Here is a 16,821-nt window from a genome sequence, read left to right on the forward strand (position 1 = left end):
CCCGGGGGACGGTCAGGTGGGAGTTCGAAGCCTCCACTTGTGGGCCGGACCCACTGCCTGAGGCGTGCGTGTCCGACCGGTCGTTACACAAGGTTAGCAGCTCGGCGGGGGAAGGGCTAACCGAGACCGAGTGGGGTCCCGGCTCCGCCTGCGCCTATCGTGAGCTGCATGAGTGAGACCCCTGCCGAATCCTCGGCGAATCCCGACTTCGACGCCATGGCCCGCGACATCGCGGAGGTTCCCGCGGTCGAGGTGATCGTGACGGTCGCCGTCAATCTGATGAGCGCCGCCGCCGTGAAGCTCGGACTGACCGAGGAGGGCGACGCCCACAAGGACCTGGACGAGGCGCGCAAGCTGGTGCACGCGCTGGCCGGTCTGCTGGACGCGAGCACGACCGAGATCAGCTCGTTCCACGCGGCGCCGCTGCGCGACGGGCTGAAGTCGCTCCAGCTGGCGTTCCGCGAGGCGTCGCTGGTGCCGGACGAGCCGGGTCAGGGTCCGGGCGAGAAGTACACCGGCGCCGTCTACGGCTGAGCCGTCCGCGCTCGTCTCTACCCGCGTACGTACAAGGGCTCGCCCGGAGGCGTCGCCCCGGCCGGCAGGAGTGCCAGGTCGAGGCCGCGCACCAGGCGGGCCCTCAGTGTCTCGTCCGCCGCCAGCCGCCCGGCGACGGCGCGGGCGGCCTCGGCCGGCGCCGCGGCGGGGTCGAGCACGAGCGCGAGGGTGCCGTCGGCCTCCCCCGGTCCGAGGTGGGCACGGAGCACGGCGGGCTCGGCGGCCACGGCACCGCGCACCGCCTCCACGACCGCCGGGTCGGCGAGCGGATCGGTCGTCGTGCGCCCCTCGGCCAGCGCCAGCAGGGCCGCCCCGCTCAGCTCGAACGGCACCGGCCCGGCCACGTCCAGCACGACCGCGTCCGCCTTCTCGTGGGCGGCGGCCTGCAGTGCCTGGTGCAGGGGGACGGCGACGGGGCGGGCCTCCGGGTCCCAGCGGGCGAGGGACTCGGTGGAGGTGAAGGCGGGCAGGGCGGTGCGGCCCCGCGCCTTGAGCGTCGGTACGGCCATGTCGCTGGTCTTCTCGCGGCGCAGCCCGTTCTCGTTCTCCTCCACCTCACCGAGAACGGCCACGACGGGCACGAGCAGCCGGGCGCCCTTGAGCGCCTCCAGCACGGGTGCCAGGGCGGTGCGGTCCTCGGCCCAGGTGGCGAGCGCCGCGCTCAGCCGGGGGGCGGCGGAGCCGTCGTCGTCGGAGAAGCCGGAGTCGGGGATGTTCTTGTTCGCCACGGTCCCCGACCCTATCGGGGGATGCGGGTCGGTCCTCACCGGGCTCTCAGGGATCTCTGAGCCGCGTTTCACCTCCGTCCGACGCTGCGCACAGCCGCCGCCCCGAGCATCGCGGGCATGGAGTCCCCCCGAGCCCGGCGGCGCCGTCGCGCCCGCCCGCCCCGGCGCCGCGCCCTGTTGTCCGCCGCCCTCGCCACGGTCGCCGTGGTGGGCGCCACCGCCGCCGGGACGGTGTACGTGACGGCGCGGGCGCACCCGGGCGCGGGCGCCGTATCGTCGACGGCCTCGGCGACCGCGGACGGGGAGGCACCGGTGGAGAGCGCGACGGAGGCGGCCGTGGACGGGGACGCGCTGCTCGCGGCGGCGATGGAGGCGGTGCCCGTGGCGGACGGCGCGGAGGTGTCGGTGGCGGTGCTCGACCCGCGGTCCGGGCAGAGCGCGGCGTACGGCTCGGGGGTCTTCGACACCGCGAGCATCGTCAAGGTCGACATCCTGGCGACGCTGCTGCTGCGGGCGCAGGACGCGGGGCGGGCGCTGACGGCCGGGGAGAAGGCGTACGCCGTCGACATGATCGAGAACAGCGACAACGACGCGGCGACGGCACTGTGGCGGTCGATCGGGGCGGCGGAGGGGCTCGACGCCGCGAAGGAGCGCTTCGGTCTCACCGCGACCGAGGGCGGCGACGGGCCGTTGTGGGGGCTGACGCAGACCACGGCCGGCGATCAGCTCGCGTTGCTGCGGCAGGTGTTCGGGGCGGAGGGCTCGGCGCTGAGCGAGGACTCGCGGGCGTATCTGCGGGAGCTGATGGGGCGGATCGCCGAGGACCAGCGGTGGGGGGTGTCGGCGGCGGCCGACGCCGCCGACGGGGCGTGGGCGCTGAAGAACGGCTGGCTGCGGCGCAGCACCACCGGTCTGTGGGTGGTCAACAGCATCGGGCGGGTGACGTCCGGCGGCCACGGCCTCCTGGTGGCGGTGCTCACGCGAGGCAGCGCGACGCAGGCGGCGGGCGTCTCGCTCACCGAGGCGGCGGCGCGGGCGGCGGTGTCGGTGTTCGCCGGCGCGGACGACGGGCAGGCGGCGCGCGGGGGCGGCGCGGCCGGGGATCAGAAGTCGTCGTAGCGTTGGCGGCGGCCGCGCCACAGGACCACGGACGCGACGATCAGGACGCCGCCGGCGCTGCCGGCCAGCGGGGCCGCCCAGGCCGAGGTGTCGTCGTGGGAGGCGGGGGTGTCCGGTCCCGAGCCGAAGTACTCCTCGCCGTAGGCGGCCGGCTTCAGTCCGCGCGACTCCAGGCGGCCGGCGGCCTCGACGGCGGCGGCGGGGTCGACGAAGCCGAAGCCCCGGGAGTCGTCGCGCCCGTCGGCGGGAGCGTTGCGGGCCGTGTCCTCCAGCAGCTTCTTGACCTGGGCCGGGGTGAGGTCCGGGTGGGCCGACCTGACCAGGGCGGCGGCGCCGGACACGAAGGCGGAGGCGGCGCTGGTGCCCCAGCCCTCGTAGTAGCGGTGGTCCGGGTCGGCGATGATCACGTCGACGCCGGGGGCGCTGACCGTGGCGTACCAGCGGCGGGTGGAGAAGGAGGCGCGGGTGCCGAAGCGGTCGACGGCGGTCGCGGCGATGACGCCCGGGTAGGCGGCCGGGTAGGAGACGTGGTCGCCCTTCTCGCCGCCGTTGCCGGCCGAGGCGACGACGACCACGCCCTTCTTCAGGGCGTACTGGACGGCCTCGTCCTCGGCGGGTTCCGGGTGGGCGGAGGCGGAGTCGTCGCCGAGGGAGAGGTTGATGACGTCGGCGCCGTGGTCGGCGGCCCAGCGGATGCCCTCGGCGAGCGCGTTGCCGCGGGTCTTGCGGGCCTTGGTGCGGGACGGGTCGCCGTCCTCGAGGATCACGCGGACGGGGAGGATCGTGGCCTCGGGCGCGATGCCCATGACGCCCTCGGTGTCGCCGGGGCCGTGGCCGTGACCGGCGATGATCCCGGCCATGGCGGTGCCGTGCCGGGCCCAGGCGCGGTCGCCCTCGCTCGCGCCGAACCCGACCAGGTCGGTGCCGGTGAGGACGTTGCCGGCCAGGTCGGGGTGGTCGGCCTCGACGCCGGTGTCCAGGACGGCGACGGTGACGCCCGCGCCCCTGGTGGTGCGCCACACCTCGTCGGTGTGCATGGCGTCGAGGGCCCACTGCTTGGCGCGGATGCCGTCGGCGTGGGCGGCGGGCGCCGGGGCGAGGACGAGTGCGGCGGCGAGGAGGACGCTGAGGGCGCCGCCGGTGCGGCGGGCGGTGGCGGTGTTCACGAGGGCTGCTCCGTGGCGGGGCCGACGTCCTTGCGCAGGGCGCGTTCGATGCGGTCGGCGAGGCCCTGCGCCTCGTGACCGAGGCCGGCCTGGGCCGGGGCGGAGGTGGCGCCGGACTCCATGGCCTCCTCCGCGGGCTCGGGCCGGTCGACGGTGCGGCCGTCGGCCCAGCCGGAGACGGCGTAGACGACGACGGGGGCGTCGGTGAGGACGGAGACGGTCCACGCGGCGCGCCCGCCGGCGCCGAAACCGGCGGCGACGGTGTCCTCGGCGGCGTAGGGCAGGGGCACGAGGTCGGCGCGCCGGGCCAGGCCCTCCTTCTCGAACCGGTTCGCCAGGGAGGTCATGGCGGCGGCGTCGGCCTTGGTGAAGAGCAGGCCGACGGTGGTGACGTGGCTCTGGGTGGCGTCGGTGTAGGTGGCGCGCAGCAGGCGTGCGCAGCCGGCCGGTGCGAGGGCCTTGGCCAGCAGCGGGTCGAAGGCGCCCGCGCAGCCGCTGTCCGGGGCGACGGCGACGCGGGTCCAGGTGCGGTCGGCGCCGCCGGGGCCGGCGCCCTGCCCCTGCACGGTGGGCGGGAAGAGCCGGTCGACGGGCACGCTGTGCCACAGGTCCCCGGCCGCGGTGAAGGCGCTGCGCGCGTCGGCGTCCCCCGAGTCCCCGGCGAGCCAGCTGCCGGTGGCGGCGCCGGTGACGAGCCCGGCGCCGAGCACGAGGCAGACAGCCGCGGCGACGGCCTGGGGGCGCAGGCGCCCGCCGAGCGGGCGCGGCCGGGCGTGCTCGTCGTACCCCTCGGGCTCCGCGAACGACACGTGGGGGCGGGGTCCGGCACCGGGCACGGAGGCGGTGCCCCACGACCGGGCCGGGCCGGGGGCGTGCGGTTCGGTGGGCGCGGGGATCGGGCGCAGGCGGGTGGTCGTCTCCGACGGGCTTTCCGCGGGGGCGGCGGGACGGCGTTCCGGCGGGGCCTCCGCGGACCGGCGTTCCGGTACGTCACGCCCGCGCGGCGTACCGGCCGCGGCGCGGCCACGACCGACGGTCGGCGGGGCGTCCGGGAAGCGGGCGGTGGCCCGCGGCGGCGGGGGTGTGGAGGGGCCTCCGGGGGCACCGGCGTTCCCCGACCGGTTGCCGGGCCGCCGGTCGGGCCCGCCCGGCGCCTGCGAAGCGGCGGGACGGACCGGCGTGCCCGCGTCGCGCGGGGCGCCCGGAAGGGACGGTGCGCCGGCGTCCGGCGAGACGCCCCGCTCGCGGCGGGCACCGGCGACCGGGGGCGCGTCGGGACGCGGCGGTGCAGCAGGACGCGGCTGCGCCCCGGAGCCCGGCGAGGTGTGGGAACGCGCCGCTGCGCCGGGGCGGGACGGTGCGCCCGCGTCGCACGGGGTGCCGGGGGGCGCCGGCATGGCGGGGCGGGGGGTCGGCTCGGCGTCGGACGGCGCGGTGACCGGGCGCGGCGGCGTGCCCGCGTCGCGCCGGGCTCCCGACCGCGGTGATACGGCGTCGGAGGTCGGCGGCGGACTCGGGTGACGGGGCGTGTCCGAGGTCGGGGAGGTGCCCGGTGAGGCCGGGGCGGGGGGCCGTGGCGGGGTCGGCGGGCGGGAGGTTCCCGCGGTGGGCGGGGTGGTGGGGCGGGGCGGGGGGAGGGGGCCGGGGTGGGGCGGCGGGGGCGCGTCGCCGGCGGGTGGGGCCGACGGGTGTGGGGGGAGGGAGGCGCGGCGTGCTTCCGTGCTCATGCACCCCCCGTTTCCTCGGGCCCGGGCCGGTGGTCCGGCGCGGGCCTGCGTTCCCCTGCCCGGGCCCGGAGCGGACTGGCCGTCCCGGGCACGCATACCCGCACGGGCGGACCGCCATCCCGGCGCGGACCAGGGGCCCTGCTGCCCGGGCCGTTCCGCCGTGCGTGCGCGTCACTCTACGGCGTGCCCCGGCCCGGCGGGGAACCAGTCCGCGGGCCCGTGGCATTGGCCCGGAACGTCCCCCTACCCTGCGGTAATCCCGTCTGGCAGGCTTCGTTCATGACTGCGCGTGCCGCCGACCGGGCCCGTTACGACCGGGCCACCGCCCATCTGGACGCCCCCGTGGCGATCGTGGACCTGGAGGCTTTCGACGCCAACGCGGACGATCTGGTCCGCCGGGCCGGCGGGAAGCCGATCCGCGTCGCCAGCAAGTCCGTACGCTGCCGTGCCCTGCTCGAACGCGCCCTCGCCCGGGACGGTTTCGCGGGGATCATGTCCTTCACGCTGGCCGAGTCCCTGTGGCTGGCCCGCTCCGGGTTCGAGGACGTGCTGCTCGCCTACCCGTCCGCGGACCGTGCGGGGTACGCCGAGCTGACCGCCGACCCCAAGCTGGCCTCCGCCGTGACCGTGATGGTCGACGATCCGGCGCAGCTGGGGTACATCGACGCGGCCCGCGACGGCGGCCGGGAAGTGGTGCGGGTCTGCCTGGAGTTGGACACCTCGCTGCGGCTGTTCGGCGGACGGGTGCGGGTGGGGGCGCGCCGGTCGCCGCTGCACTCCCCCGCGCAAGTCGCCGACCTGGCCCGGGCGGTGGCCCGGCGTCCCGGTTTCCGGGTCGTCGGCGTCATGGCGTACGAAGGGCATGTCGCCGGGGTCGGGGACGCGGTGGCGGGACGGCCGCTGCGGTCGCGGGCGGTGCGGCTGATGCAGACCGCCGCCCGCCGCGAACTCGCCGAGCGGCGTGCCGGGGTGGTGCGGGCGGTGCGGGCCGTGGTGCCGGACCTCGAGTTCGTCAACGGCGGCGGCACGGGCAGTGTGCAGCACACCGCCGCGGAGGACGCGGTCACCGAGATCGCCGCCGGGTCCGGGCTGTACGTGCCGCGGCTGTTCGACAACTACACGTCGTTCAGCGGGCGTCCGGCGGCCCTGTTCGCCCAGCCCGTGGTGCGGCGCCCCGGCGTCGGCGTGGTGACCGTGCTCGGCGGCGGCTATCCCGCCTCCGGCGCGGCCGGCGCCGACCGGCTCCCGGTGCCGTATCTGCCCGAGGGGCTGCGTTACGACCCGCAGGAGGGCGCGGGCGAGGTGCAGACGCCGCTGCTGGGCTCCCCCGCGGACGACCTGCTGATCGGCGACAAGGTGTGGTTCCGGCACGCCAAGGCCGGTGAGCTGTGCGAGCGGTTCGACACCCTGCACCTGGTGGAGGGGGACACGGTGACGGCGACGGTGCCGACGTACCGGGGCGAGGGGCGCACCTACCTGTAGGTCAGCGCGAGGGGCCGATGCTGCTGCCCACGCCGCCGCCGGTGCCCGCGTCGCCGACGGGCCGGATGCCCTCGGTGATCCGGTCCATGTCGGCGAGCGGCGGCCCGTCCTCGCCGGCGTCGAAGACGTAGCGGACGAGGATCGGGGACTCGGTGCCGACGGTGGACGGGAACACCATCGACTGGACGTAGCCGCCGGGTCCCTCGGCCGTCGTCACCCGCCAGCGCACGTAGTACCCGGCGCGTCCCGCGACGGCCACCGGCCCGGAGCCGACGACCTCGTGGGACTCGAGGCCCCCGAACGGCTCGCCGCCGGCCGTGTCGCGGTCGTAGGCGTCGTCGGCCGCGGCCTCGATGTCCTGCTCGGCGAGGGCCTTCGGGGAGTTCTCGGCGGTCGCGGTGACCGTGCGGGAGATGACGAGGCCGTGCCGGCACACGCCGCCGTCGCCCGGGCAGTCGTAGGTGCCGTCCGTGGTCATCATGACGTCGTGCTCGGGGACGTACCGCGGGCGCACCCAGCCGTCCCGCAGCGGGAAGGTGATGCCGTTGAGCTGGTCCTCGACGACGGCGGGGCCGTCCGCGGAGGGTTCCGGCGCGGTCGGCGAGGAGGTCGGTGACGCGGTCCGCGGCGCGGGGGCCGCGGAGGTCGCCGCGGTCGGCAGGGCGTGGGCCCCCGTCCCCGTGTCCTCGTCCTCGCCGAGGAGGACGACGCCTGTGGCGATCGCCGCGACGAGGACCGCAGCGGCGGCGGTGAGGGCGGCGGCCTTCCCGCGCCCGTCGCCGCCGGACTGCCGGCGTCCCGTGCCGCCGCCCGTGGTCAGCGGCACGGTCGGCGGCTCCGGGGGCGGCGGCACGGGCGCTCCGAAGCCCTCGGGCGCGCGCCGGTGTCCGGTCCAGGCCGTGCCGTCCCACCAGCGTTCCTGGTGCGGGGCCGACGGGTCCCGGTACCAGCCGGGCGGAGGGGTCATGCTCATCCCGGCACTGTAGGACGCCGGTGCGGCGTTCTACAGCGGTGTGACGTACGCCCCCGAGATCCCGCCGTCCACGAGGAAGTCGGTGGCGTTGACGAAGGAGGAGTCGTCGCTGGCCAGGAAGGCGACGGCGGCGGCGATCTCCTCGGCCTCGGCGAAGCGGCCCACCGGGACGTGGACGAGCCGGCGCGCGGCCCGCTCCGGGTCCTTGGCGAACAGCTCCTGGAGCAGCGGGGTGTTGACCGGTCCGGGGCACAGGGCGTTGACCCGGATGCCCTCCCGGGCGAACTGCACGCCCAGCTCCCTGGACATGGCGAGAACGCCTCCCTTGGAGGCCGTGTACGAGATCTGGCTGGTGGCGGCACCCATCCGCGCGACGAAGGACGCGGTGTTGATGATCGAGCCCCGGCCCTGGCGCCGCATGTAGGGGATGGCGGCCTTGCAGCACAGGTAGACGGAGGTGAGGTTGACCTCCTGGACGCGTTTCCAGGCCTCCAGGCCGGTCTCCAGGATGGAGTCGTCGTCGGGCGGGGAGATGCCGGCGTTGTTGAAGGCGACGTCGACGCTGCCGTAGGTGTCGTACGCGGTCCTGAACAGCGCCTCGACCTGCCCGGGGTCGGTGACGTCGGCCCGGACGAAGGTGCCGCCGGTCTCCTCGGCCGCCGCCTTGCCCCGGGTCTCGTCCACGTCGCCGCAGACGACGTGCGCGCCCTCGGAGGCGAGCCGGCGCGCGGAGGCGAGGCCGATGCCGCTGCCGGCTCCGGTGACGACGGCGGTACGGCCGGCCAGGCGGCGGCAGATGATCTCCTCGCTCGCTTCGCTCACTGTGCGGGGCCCTCCGTGCTCGACGGGACGTTGCTGAGAAAGACGTTCTTGGTCTCGGTGAAGGCGGTCAGCGCGTCCGGGCCCAGCTCGCGGCCCAGTCCGGACTGCTTGAACCCGCCGAACGGCGTCCAGTAGCGGACGCTGGAGTGGGAGTTGACGGACAGGTTGCCGGCGCGCACGGCGCCCGACACGCGCAGGGCGCGGCCGAGGTCCCGGGTCCAGACCGAGCCGGAGAGGCCGTAGTCGGTGGCGTTGGCCAGGCGGATCGCGTCGGCCTCGTCGTCGAAGGGCAGGACGACGGCGACGGGCCCGAAGACCTCCTCGACGGCCACGCGGGCGACCGGGTCGACGCCGGTCAGGACGGTGGGCGGGAACCAGAAGCCGGGGCCGCCCTCGGGGGCCTTGCCGCGGATGCCGTCCGCGTCGTCGGGGACGTAGGAGCGGACGCGGTCCCGCTGGGCCCGGGAGATCAGCGGGCCCATGTCGGTGCTCTCGTCGGCCGGGTCGCCGACGCGGACGGCCTCGATCGCGGGGGCGAGCAGGCCGAGGAAGCGGTCGAGGGCTCCGCGCTGGACGAGGATGCGGGTGCGGGCGCAGCAGTCCTGGCCCGCGTTGTCCAGGAAGGACATGGGGGCGGCGGCCGCGGCGGCCTCGAGGTCGGCGTCGGCGAAGACGATGTTGGGGCTCTTGCCGCCGAGTTCGAGGGTGACGGGCTTGAGGAGTGCCGCCCCCTCGGCGGCCACGCGCCGGCCCACGGCGGCCGAGCCGGTGAACACGATCTTGGCGACGCCCGGGTGCCGGACGAGCGCGTCGCCGGTGACCGGGCCGTGTCCGGGCAGCACCTGGAACAGGCCCTCCGGCAGCCCGGCCTCCAGGGCCAGCTCGGCCAGGCGCAGCGCGGTCAGCGGGGTGGTCTCGGCCGGTTTGAGGAGGACCGCGTTGCCGGCCGCGAGCGCGGGGGCCGTGCCCCAGGCGGCGATCGGCATCGGGAAGTTCCAGGGCGCGATGACGCCGACGACGCCGAGCGGTTCGAGGATCGTGACGTCGAGGCCCCCGGCGACCGGGATCTGCCGTCCGGTGAGCCGCTCCACTCCCCCGGCGGCGTAGTCGAGCAGGTCGCGCACGTTGCCCGCCTCCCAGCGGGCGTTGCCGACGGTGTGCCCGGCCTCCCGGACCTCCAGCCGGGCCAGCTCCTCCAGGTGGCCGTCCACGGCGGCGGCGAAGCGGCGCAGCAGCCGGGCCCGGTCGCCCGGCGCGAGGGCGGCCCAGCCCGTCTGGGCCCGCGCGGCCCGTACGACGGCGGCGTCCACGTCGGCGGCGGAGGCGGCGGGCACGGTCGCGAGGACCTCTTCGGTGGCGGGGTTCAGTACGCGCAGCTCGTCGGACAACGGGGGCCTCACAGGCGTTCGAAGGAGCGGCGCAGCTCCCAGTCCGTGACCGCGGCGTCGAAGGCGTCCAGTTCGACGCGCGCCATGTTGCGGTAGTGGGCGACGACCTCGTCCCCGAAGGCGGCCTTGGCGATGGTGCTGTTCTCCCACAGCTCGGCGGCCTCGCGCAGGGTGGTCGGGACGTGCGCGAAGTCGGCGGTGTAGGCGTTGCCCGGGCAGGGCTCGGGCAGCTCCAGGCGCTGTTCGACGCCGTGCAGGCCGGCCGCGACCATGCCGGCCACGGCGAGGTAGGGGTTGACGTCGCCGCCGGGGAGCCGGTTCTCGAAGCGCAGGGAACGGCCGTGGCCGACGACGCGCAGCGCGCAGGTGCGGTTGTCGTGGCCCCAGGCGACGGCGGTCGGGGCGAAGGAGCCGGGCTGGAAGCGCTTGTAGCTGTTGATGTTCGGGGCGTAGAGGAGCGCGAACTCCCTCAGCGCCGCGAGCTGTCCGGCGAGGAAGTGCCGCATGACGTCGGACATGCCGCCCTCCCGGTCGCCGGGCATGACGCTGGTGCCGTCGGCGTCCGCGAGGGAGAGGTGGATGTGGCAGGAGTTGCCCTCGCGCTCGTTGTACTTGGCCATGAAGGTGAGGGACATGCCCTCCTGGGCGGCGATCTCCTTGGCGCCGGTCTTGTAGACGGCGTGCTGGTCGCAGGTGACGAGGGCCTCGTCGTAGCGGAAGGCGATCTCGTGCTGGCCGGGGTTGCACTCGCCCTTGGCGGACTCGACGGTGAGGCCGGCGCCTGCCATCTCGTTGCGGATGCGGCGCAGCAGGGGCTCGATGCGGCCGGTGCCGAGGACGGAGTAGTCGATGTTGTACTGGTTGGCCGGGGTCAGGGCGCGGTAGTTCGCGTCCCAGGCCTGTTCGTAGGTGTCGCGGAAGACGATGAACTCCAGCTCCGTGCCGGCCCGGGCGGTCCAGCCGTGTCCGGCGAGGCGGTCCAGCTGGCGGCGCAGGATCTGGCGGGGCGCGGCGGGCACCGGGGCGCCGTCGTCCCAGGCGAGGTCGGCGACGACCAGGGCCGTGCCCTCGTTCCAGGGCAGGCGGCGCAGGGTGTTCAGGTCGGGGTGCAGGGCGAAGTCGCCGTAACCGCGGTCCCAGGAGGACATCGCGTATCCGTCGACGGTGTTCATCTCGGTGTCGACGGCGAGGAGGTAGTTGCAGCCCTCGGTGCCGTGGTCGAGGACCTCGTCGAGGAAGAACCGCGCGGCGAACCGCTTGCCCTGCAGGCGGCCCTGCATGTCGGGGAAGGCCAGGACGACGGTGTCGATCTCGCCGCCCGCGACCAGGGCGTGCAGTTCCTCGACCCCGAGCGGGGGTGTGCGGTCTGCCACGGAGGGGCCTCCTTCCGACCGGGACCCATAAGGTATTGCTGGGAACCATTGGTTGGGAAGGGGGCGCGGCCGTATGCCGGAGGGGAACGGGGGGAGCGTGCCGGACCGGCTCACGCCGGTGCTGCGGCCGGTGCGGGCCGGCAACGGCTTCGAGGAGGCGCTGGAGCAGATCCTCCAGGTGATCAGGCTGGGCCTGGTGCCGGAGGGCGGGCGGCTGCCGTCCGAGCGGGAGCTCGCCGAGCGGCTGGGGGTCAGCCGGGTGACGCTGCGCGAGGTCCTGAAGGTGCTCCAGGACCAGGGGCTGCTGGAGGCCCGGCGCGGCAGGTACGGCGGCACGTTCGTGCTGCCCCGCCCGGACGTCGGCGACGAGGACGAGCTGCGGCGCCGGATCGCCGGGGTCGACCTGGAGGACGTGCTGCGCTTCCGGGAGGTGCTGGAGGTGGGGGCGGCCGGGCTGTGCGCGGCGCACGGGCTGACGGACGGGCGGGCGGCGCGGCTGCGCGCGGCGCTGGCCGCCACGCACGACGCGCCGCTGGCGGAGTACCGGCGGCTGGACACGATGCTGCACCTGGCCCTCGCCGAGCTGTGCGGCTCTCCGACGCTGACGGCGCAGTACGCGGGCGTCCGGGCGAGCGTGAACGGCCTGCTGGACTGCATCCCGCTGCTGGTGCGCAATCTGGAGCACTCCCAGCGGCAGCACACCGCGCTGGTGGGAGCGGTGCTCGACGGGGACGCGGACGGGGCGCGGGAGATCATGCGGGAGCACTGCGCGGGGACGGCGGCGCTGCTCCGCGGGTTCCTGGCGTGAGGGTCGCTCCGCGGGTGTCGCGGGCAGGGCCGGTCTGCAAAGGTACGGATAGGGTCCATTGCCGGGAGGTCGGATGGGCGACAGGCCGCTGATCGGGGTCAGTACGTATCTGGAGGCCGGGGCGCGCTGGGGCGTGTGGGAGCTGGAGGCGGCGTTGCTGCCGGCCGCCTATCCGCGTCTGGTGCAACGGGCGGGCGGGCTGGCCGTCATGCTCCCCCCGGACGCGCCGGAACACGCCGCCGCCACCGTCGCCCGCCTCGACGGTCTGGTCATCGCGGGCGGCCCCGACGTGGAGCCGGTCCGCTACGGCGCGGAGCCCGGCCCCCGCACCGGCCCGCCCGCCCGCGCCCGCGACACGTGGGAGCTCGCGCTCATCGGGGCGGCCCTGGCGGCACGCGTCCCGCTGCTGGGTGTCTGCCGGGGCATGCAGCTGCTGAACGTCGCCCTGGGCGGCACGCTCGTGCAGCACATCGAGGGCCACGCGGAAGTGGTCGGTGTGTTCGGCGGCCACCCGGTCACGCCGGTGCCGGGGACGCGGTACGCCGGCGTCGTGGCGGAGGAGATGTTCGTGCCGACGTACCACCACCAGGCGGTGGAGCGGCTCGGCGCGGGCCTGATCGCCTCGGCGCACGCGGCGGACGGGACGGTGGAGGCGGTCGAGCTGCCGCCCGCCGACGGCTGGGCGCTGGGCGTGCAGTGGCACCCGGAGATGGGCGAGGACGAGCGGGTGATGCGGGCCCTGGTGACCGCGGCGACCGACCCCGACGAGGCCCTGCCGGGCTGAGCACCACCGTGGCCGGGGGCATTCACCCCCGGGTCAGGGACAGAAGCTGCCGTGCCGGGCCCGTGGGGCGGTGGCCCGTGGGCCATACCGCGCGCAGGTCGCGGGCCAGGGCGACGTCCGCCACGGGGACGCTGACCAGGCGCCGTGTCGTGAGCTCCTCGCCGACGGCGAGTTCGCTGAGGACCGCGGGACCGGCCCCGCCGACGGCGGCGGCCTTCACCGCGGTGGTCGACGACAGCTCGATCAGGGGACGGGCCAGGCCGCCCAGGGCCGCGTCCAGGACCTGCCGGGTGCCCGAGCCCTCCTCCCGCAGGATCAGCGGGGTCTCCGCCAGCTCCTGCGCGGCCAGCGGGCGGCGCCGGCGGGCCCACGGGTGGGTGGGTGCCGCCACGACGATCAGCCGGTCGTGGGCGATGACGGCGGAGTCCAGGCCCGCGGGGACGCTCACGCCTTCCACGAACCCCAGATCGGCCTCGTCGGCGAGCAACCGCTCCGCCACGGCTGCCGAGTTCCCGGCGAGCAGCGACACGGCGGTGTCCGGCAGCTGGCCGCGCAGGGCGACCAGCCAGCCCGGCAGCAGGTACTCGGCGATGGTCATGCTCGCCGCCACCCGCAGACGTGAGTCCCGCCGGTCCCGCAGGGCCTGCGCGCCCGCGTCGAACGCCTCGGCCGCCTCCACGATCCGGCGCGCCCAGTCCGTGACCAGTGCACCGGCGTCGGTGAGCCGGGAGCCGCGCGGCGAGCGGTCCACCAGGGCCACCCCGAGCTGGCGCTCCATCGAGCGGACGCGGCTGCTGGCGGCCGGCTGGGTGATGCCCAGCTCCCGCGCGGCCCCGCCGAGGCTGCCCAGCCGTGCCACGGCCAGCAGCAGTTCCAGGGCGCCGAGATCCGGCACCCGGTGCGACAGCGAGCCCGCCGCGTGCCGCCCAGGCTCGCCCGGTCCGTCCGCCCCGTCACCCCTGACATTCCAGCTGCCCATAACTCCAGCTTATGCCCTCATAGGGGCATGGTCCCTGGTCAGGGGCTTCCGGCGCCGAGACCGTAGGACCATGGTCACCGCAGCCCAGCCCCTGTCCCCCGCCTCCGCCCCGGCACGGCGCGTCCCGGCGGTCCGTCATCTCGGCCCGAACTGGTACGCGTGCGTCATGGGCACCGCCGTCGTCGGCAGCGCGGGCGCCGCGCTCCCCTGGCACGTACCCGGTCTGCGTACCGTCTGCACCACCGTCTGGGCCCTGTCCCTCGCCCTGCTGGCGGCCCTGCTCGTCGCCAGGTCGCTGCACTGGCGGCACCACCGTGACCAGGCCCGCGCCCACCTGCTGGATCCGGCGGCCGCCCCCTTCTACGGCTGCCTGTCCATGGCCCTGCTGGCGGTCGGCGGCGGCGCCGTGACCGTCGGCCGGGACTGGACGGGAGAGCCGGCCGCGGTCGCCCTCGGCACGGTGCTGTTCACCGCCGGTACGGCGCTCGGGCTCGCGGCGGCGGTCGTGGTGCCGTACCTGATGGCCGTACGGCACCGCACCGAGCCCGGCCAGGCCGGCCCCGTGTGGCTGCTGCCGCTCGTCGCGCCGATGGTGTCCGCGGCCGTCGGTCCGCTGCTGGTCCCGCACCTGCCGCCGGGGCAGCCGCGCGAGACGCTGCTGCTCGCCTGCGTGGCGATGTTCGGAATGAGTCTGCTCGCGACGCTGGTGACCCTTCCGCTGATCTTCGCAAGGCTGCTCACCGGCGGTCCGCTGCCGCTCGCGCTCACCCCGTCGCTCTTCCTGGTGCTGGGCCCGCTCGGGCAGTCCACGACCGCCGTGGGGAAGTTCGCGGACGTGGCTCCCGGTGTCCTGCCCGGCCCGTACGCCGAGGGGTTCGCCGTGTTCGCCGTCCTCTACGGCGTCCCGGTGACGGGCTTCGCGCTGATGTGGCTGTGCCTCGCCGCCGCGCACGTCGTCCGGGCCCGGCGCCGGGGCATGCGCTTCTCGATGACGTGGTGGTCGTTCACCTTCCCGGTGGGCACCTGTGTCACCGGCTTCGAGGCGCTGGCCCGGCGCACCGGTCTCGCCGCCTACGACGTGCTCACACTCGCCCTGTACGCGCTGCTCGTCACCGCCTGGGCCGTCGCCGCCGTGCAGACCGCGCGCGGCCTGGTCAGCGGCGCGCTGCTCGCAGGGCCGCGCCCAGCCGCCGGGGCGCCTCGACCAGTGACGGCCCGTACCACGTGAGGCACCGCCCGTCGACGAGGGCGCAGGGCAGGCCGGGGAAGGCCTCCGGCCCGTCGTCGGCGGTGAAGCGGTACGGCTCGTCCGGCAGCACCACGACGTCGGGACGGGCCGCCCGCAGCTCCTCGACCGGGACCTTCGGATAGCGCTCGGCGTGACCGGCGTACAGGTGGTCGACGCCGAGGCGGGCCAGCACGTCGCCGGCGAAGGTGTCGCGGCCCAGCACCATCCAGGGCCGGCGCCAGACCGGTACGACGGCCGTGGCGCGGTGCCCCGGGACCGGCGGTGCCGACCACGCCTCCTCGGCCGCGTCCAGCCAGCGGGGCCGGGACGGCGCGCCGCAGGCCGACAGCACCCGGTCGAGCTCCGCGAAGGCCTGCGCGACCGTGCGGACCTCGGTGACCAGGACCTCGACGCCGCCCGCGCGCAGGGCCTCCAGGTCGGGGGCCCTGTTCTCCTCCTCGTTGGCGAGCACCAGGTCGGGGCCGAGGGCGAGGATCCGCTCGACGTCCGGGTTCTTCGTGCCGCCGATCCGGGCTGCGTCGAGGCCGGCCGGGTGCGTGCACCAGTCGGTGGCGCCGACCAGGGCGCCGGGGACGGTGTGCGCCACGGACTCCGTGAGGGACGGCACCAGGGAGACGACCCTCACCGGCGCGGCCGGTCCCGTACGGCCTCGATGTGCTCGGCGACGGCGACGACGATCAGCCGGGTGTCGGGCACCGTCGCCCGCCAGCGGTGCCGCACCCCACCGGTCAGGTACAGGGTGTCGCCGCGGCCCAGCCGGTAGGCGCGCCCCTCCGCCTCGATCTCCACGGCACCCTCGGCGACGAACATCAACTGGTCGTTGCGGTACTGCAGTTCCCGGCCCGCGTCGTGGTCGCCGGTGAACTCGGAGGCGTGCATCTGGTGGTGTCCGCGCACCAGGGACCGCACCCTGGGCGCCAGTTCGGGGTCGGGGTCCTCGGCCCGGACCACGTCCACGCTGCACGCGGGGTCGGCGGCGGCGAGCAGCTCCACGGCGGTGGTGCGCAGGGCGTCGGCCACCTTCTCCAGGGAGGTCTGGCTGGGGCGGGCCCGGTCGTTCTCGATCTGGCTCAGGAAGGGCACGGACAGGCCGCTGCGCTCGGCGACGACGGCGAGCGTGAGCTCCAGGGCGCGGCGCCGTCGCCGTACGGCCGCGCCCACTCGAAGGTGCTGGTCTTTGTGGTCGCCCATCGCTCCGGCTCCCTCCTTCGCCCGTCGCCGTCGTAGCGCCGTCCCGTGCCGGGGCGCCGTCCTCCTGTGGAGTTCTCTGCACCCTACGCATGTTCGGCAAACCGTTTCATGCGGGCGTCACATCGACGTCACGCTGCGGTGGCCGCGACCTCACAGTTCTCGCCACGCGGCGCGGCCGTCCGCGGTGCGCGGCGGGCACCCTACCGGTTCAAGGCACGGGCGGCTCTCCGTGTTCCCCGCTGGTCCACGCTGCCCTCACCGTCCGGGCTCGGGTGGTGGCATGGCGCTCCGTGGTTGTCCGGATCCTGTCCGTGTCCCGGCGGGAACGACCCGAGGGGTGGGGGGGGGGGGGGGGGGGGGGGGGGGGGGGGGGCCCCCCCCCGCCGGGGGGGGGGGGGGGGGGGGGGGGGGGGGCACGACTGCCCGCAGGCTGCGGGGAGGGCGGGGCGAGTGCACGACTGCCCGCAGGCTGCGAAG

General features: G+C 75.9%; 16 protein-coding genes. 6 read left to right on the top strand and 10 right to left on the bottom strand.

Annotated features, from left to right (window positions below; translation table 11 throughout):
- Positions 1-168: 168 nt before the first annotated feature.
- A complete protein-coding gene (locus tag ACGF3H_RS31075; protein WP_362500000.1) occupies positions 169-534 on the top strand; it encodes a DUF1844 domain-containing protein in 366 nt (121 codons plus the stop codon).
- A 17-nt stretch (positions 535-551) separates the two neighbouring features.
- Here ACGF3H_RS31075 and ACGF3H_RS31080 read toward each other — a convergent pair whose 3' ends face one another.
- Entirely contained in the window at positions 552-1,283 is a 732-nt protein-coding gene (locus ACGF3H_RS31080) for an SseB family protein (protein WP_362499999.1), read from the bottom strand.
- Between the two features lie 117 nt (positions 1,284-1,400).
- Here ACGF3H_RS31080 and ACGF3H_RS31085 point away from each other — a divergent pair, with 117 nt between their 5' ends.
- Entirely contained in the window at positions 1,401-2,402 is a 1,002-nt protein-coding gene (locus tag ACGF3H_RS31085; protein WP_362499998.1) for a serine hydrolase, read from the top strand.
- Here ACGF3H_RS31085 and mycP read toward each other — a convergent pair.
- Together mycP and ACGF3H_RS31095 are read right to left on the bottom strand one after the other, a co-directional pair.
- On the bottom strand, positions 2,387-3,568 hold the full coding sequence (gene mycP, locus ACGF3H_RS31090; RefSeq protein WP_362499997.1) for a type VII secretion-associated serine protease mycosin: 1,182 nt from the start codon (positions 3,566-3,568) through the stop codon (positions 2,387-2,389). The two genes, ACGF3H_RS31085 and mycP, sit on opposite strands and share 16 nt — an antisense overlap.
- Complete coding sequence (locus tag ACGF3H_RS31095) at positions 3,565-4,377, bottom strand: hypothetical protein (protein WP_362499996.1); 813 nt, start codon at positions 4,375-4,377, stop codon at positions 3,565-3,567. Before ACGF3H_RS31095 ends, mycP begins: the two co-directional genes overlap by 4 nt.
- Before the next feature lie 1,197 nt (positions 4,378-5,574).
- On the opposite strand from ACGF3H_RS31095, the gene ACGF3H_RS31100 reads away from it, so the two are divergent.
- A complete protein-coding gene (locus ACGF3H_RS31100; RefSeq protein ID WP_362499995.1) occupies positions 5,575-6,777 on the top strand; it encodes an amino acid deaminase/aldolase in 1,203 nt (400 codons plus the stop codon).
- Between the two features lies 1 nt (position 6,778).
- On the opposite strand, the gene ACGF3H_RS31105 is transcribed toward ACGF3H_RS31100, so the two are convergent.
- Genes ACGF3H_RS31105 through ACGF3H_RS31120 form a run of 4 tightly spaced genes read right to left on the bottom strand, consistent with a single transcriptional unit; the run spans position 6,779 to position 11,333 of the window.
- Positions 6,779-7,744: a DUF2510 domain-containing protein gene (locus tag ACGF3H_RS31105; protein WP_362500016.1), complete on the bottom strand. Its 966-nt coding sequence runs from the start codon at positions 7,742-7,744 to the stop codon at positions 6,779-6,781.
- 36 nt (positions 7,745-7,780) lie between these two features.
- Positions 7,781-8,572 (bottom strand): 3-oxoacyl-ACP reductase, encoded by a 792-nt coding sequence (locus tag ACGF3H_RS31110; RefSeq protein WP_362499994.1) that lies wholly within the window; start codon positions 8,570-8,572, stop codon positions 7,781-7,783.
- The gene (locus tag ACGF3H_RS31115; RefSeq protein ID WP_362499993.1) at positions 8,569-9,960 is read right to left on the bottom strand and encodes an aldehyde dehydrogenase family protein; all 1,392 of its coding nucleotides are present in this window, start codon (positions 9,958-9,960) and stop codon (positions 8,569-8,571) included. The genes ACGF3H_RS31110 and ACGF3H_RS31115 overlap by 4 nt, the downstream gene beginning before the upstream one ends.
- A gap of 8 nt (positions 9,961-9,968) precedes the next feature.
- On the bottom strand, positions 9,969-11,333 hold the full coding sequence (locus ACGF3H_RS31120; protein ID WP_362499992.1) for a glutamine synthetase family protein: 1,365 nt from the start codon (positions 11,331-11,333) through the stop codon (positions 9,969-9,971).
- Positions 11,334-11,406: 73 nt separating this feature from the next.
- Here ACGF3H_RS31120 and ACGF3H_RS31125 point away from each other — a divergent pair, with 73 nt between their 5' ends.
- Both ACGF3H_RS31125 and ACGF3H_RS31130 read left to right on the top strand, forming a co-directional pair.
- Positions 11,407-12,141: an FCD domain-containing protein gene (locus tag ACGF3H_RS31125; RefSeq protein WP_362499991.1), complete on the top strand. Its 735-nt coding sequence runs from the start codon at positions 11,407-11,409 to the stop codon at positions 12,139-12,141.
- Between the two features lie 73 nt (positions 12,142-12,214).
- Positions 12,215-12,925 (top strand): gamma-glutamyl-gamma-aminobutyrate hydrolase family protein, encoded by a 711-nt coding sequence (locus ACGF3H_RS31130; protein ID WP_362499990.1) that lies wholly within the window; start codon positions 12,215-12,217, stop codon positions 12,923-12,925.
- Positions 12,926-12,947: 22 nt separating this feature from the next.
- Here ACGF3H_RS31130 and ACGF3H_RS31135 read toward each other — a convergent pair whose 3' ends face one another.
- Entirely contained in the window at positions 12,948-13,904 is a 957-nt protein-coding gene (locus ACGF3H_RS31135) for a LysR family transcriptional regulator (protein WP_362499989.1), read from the bottom strand.
- 70 nt (positions 13,905-13,974) lie between these two features.
- Between ACGF3H_RS31135 and ACGF3H_RS31140 the strand changes: the two genes are divergently transcribed.
- Positions 13,975-15,132, top strand: coding sequence for a TDT family transporter (locus ACGF3H_RS31140; protein ID WP_362499988.1), 1,158 nt, complete (start codon positions 13,975-13,977; stop codon positions 15,130-15,132).
- Here ACGF3H_RS31140 and ACGF3H_RS31145 read toward each other — a convergent pair.
- On the bottom strand, positions 15,059-15,778 hold the full coding sequence (locus ACGF3H_RS31145) for a helical backbone metal receptor (RefSeq protein WP_362499987.1): 720 nt from the start codon (positions 15,776-15,778) through the stop codon (positions 15,059-15,061). The genes ACGF3H_RS31140 and ACGF3H_RS31145 overlap by 74 nt on opposite strands.
- Entirely contained in the window at positions 15,775-16,344 is a 570-nt protein-coding gene (locus ACGF3H_RS31150) for an XRE family transcriptional regulator (RefSeq protein WP_362499986.1), read from the bottom strand. Before ACGF3H_RS31150 ends, ACGF3H_RS31145 begins: the two co-directional genes overlap by 4 nt.
- Positions 16,345-16,821: the final 477 nt, after the last annotated feature.

The sequence above is a fragment of the Streptomyces sp. NPDC048185 genome (genome assembly GCF_043202495.1).
Taxonomy (GTDB): domain Bacteria; phylum Actinomycetota; class Actinomycetes; order Streptomycetales; family Streptomycetaceae; genus Streptomyces.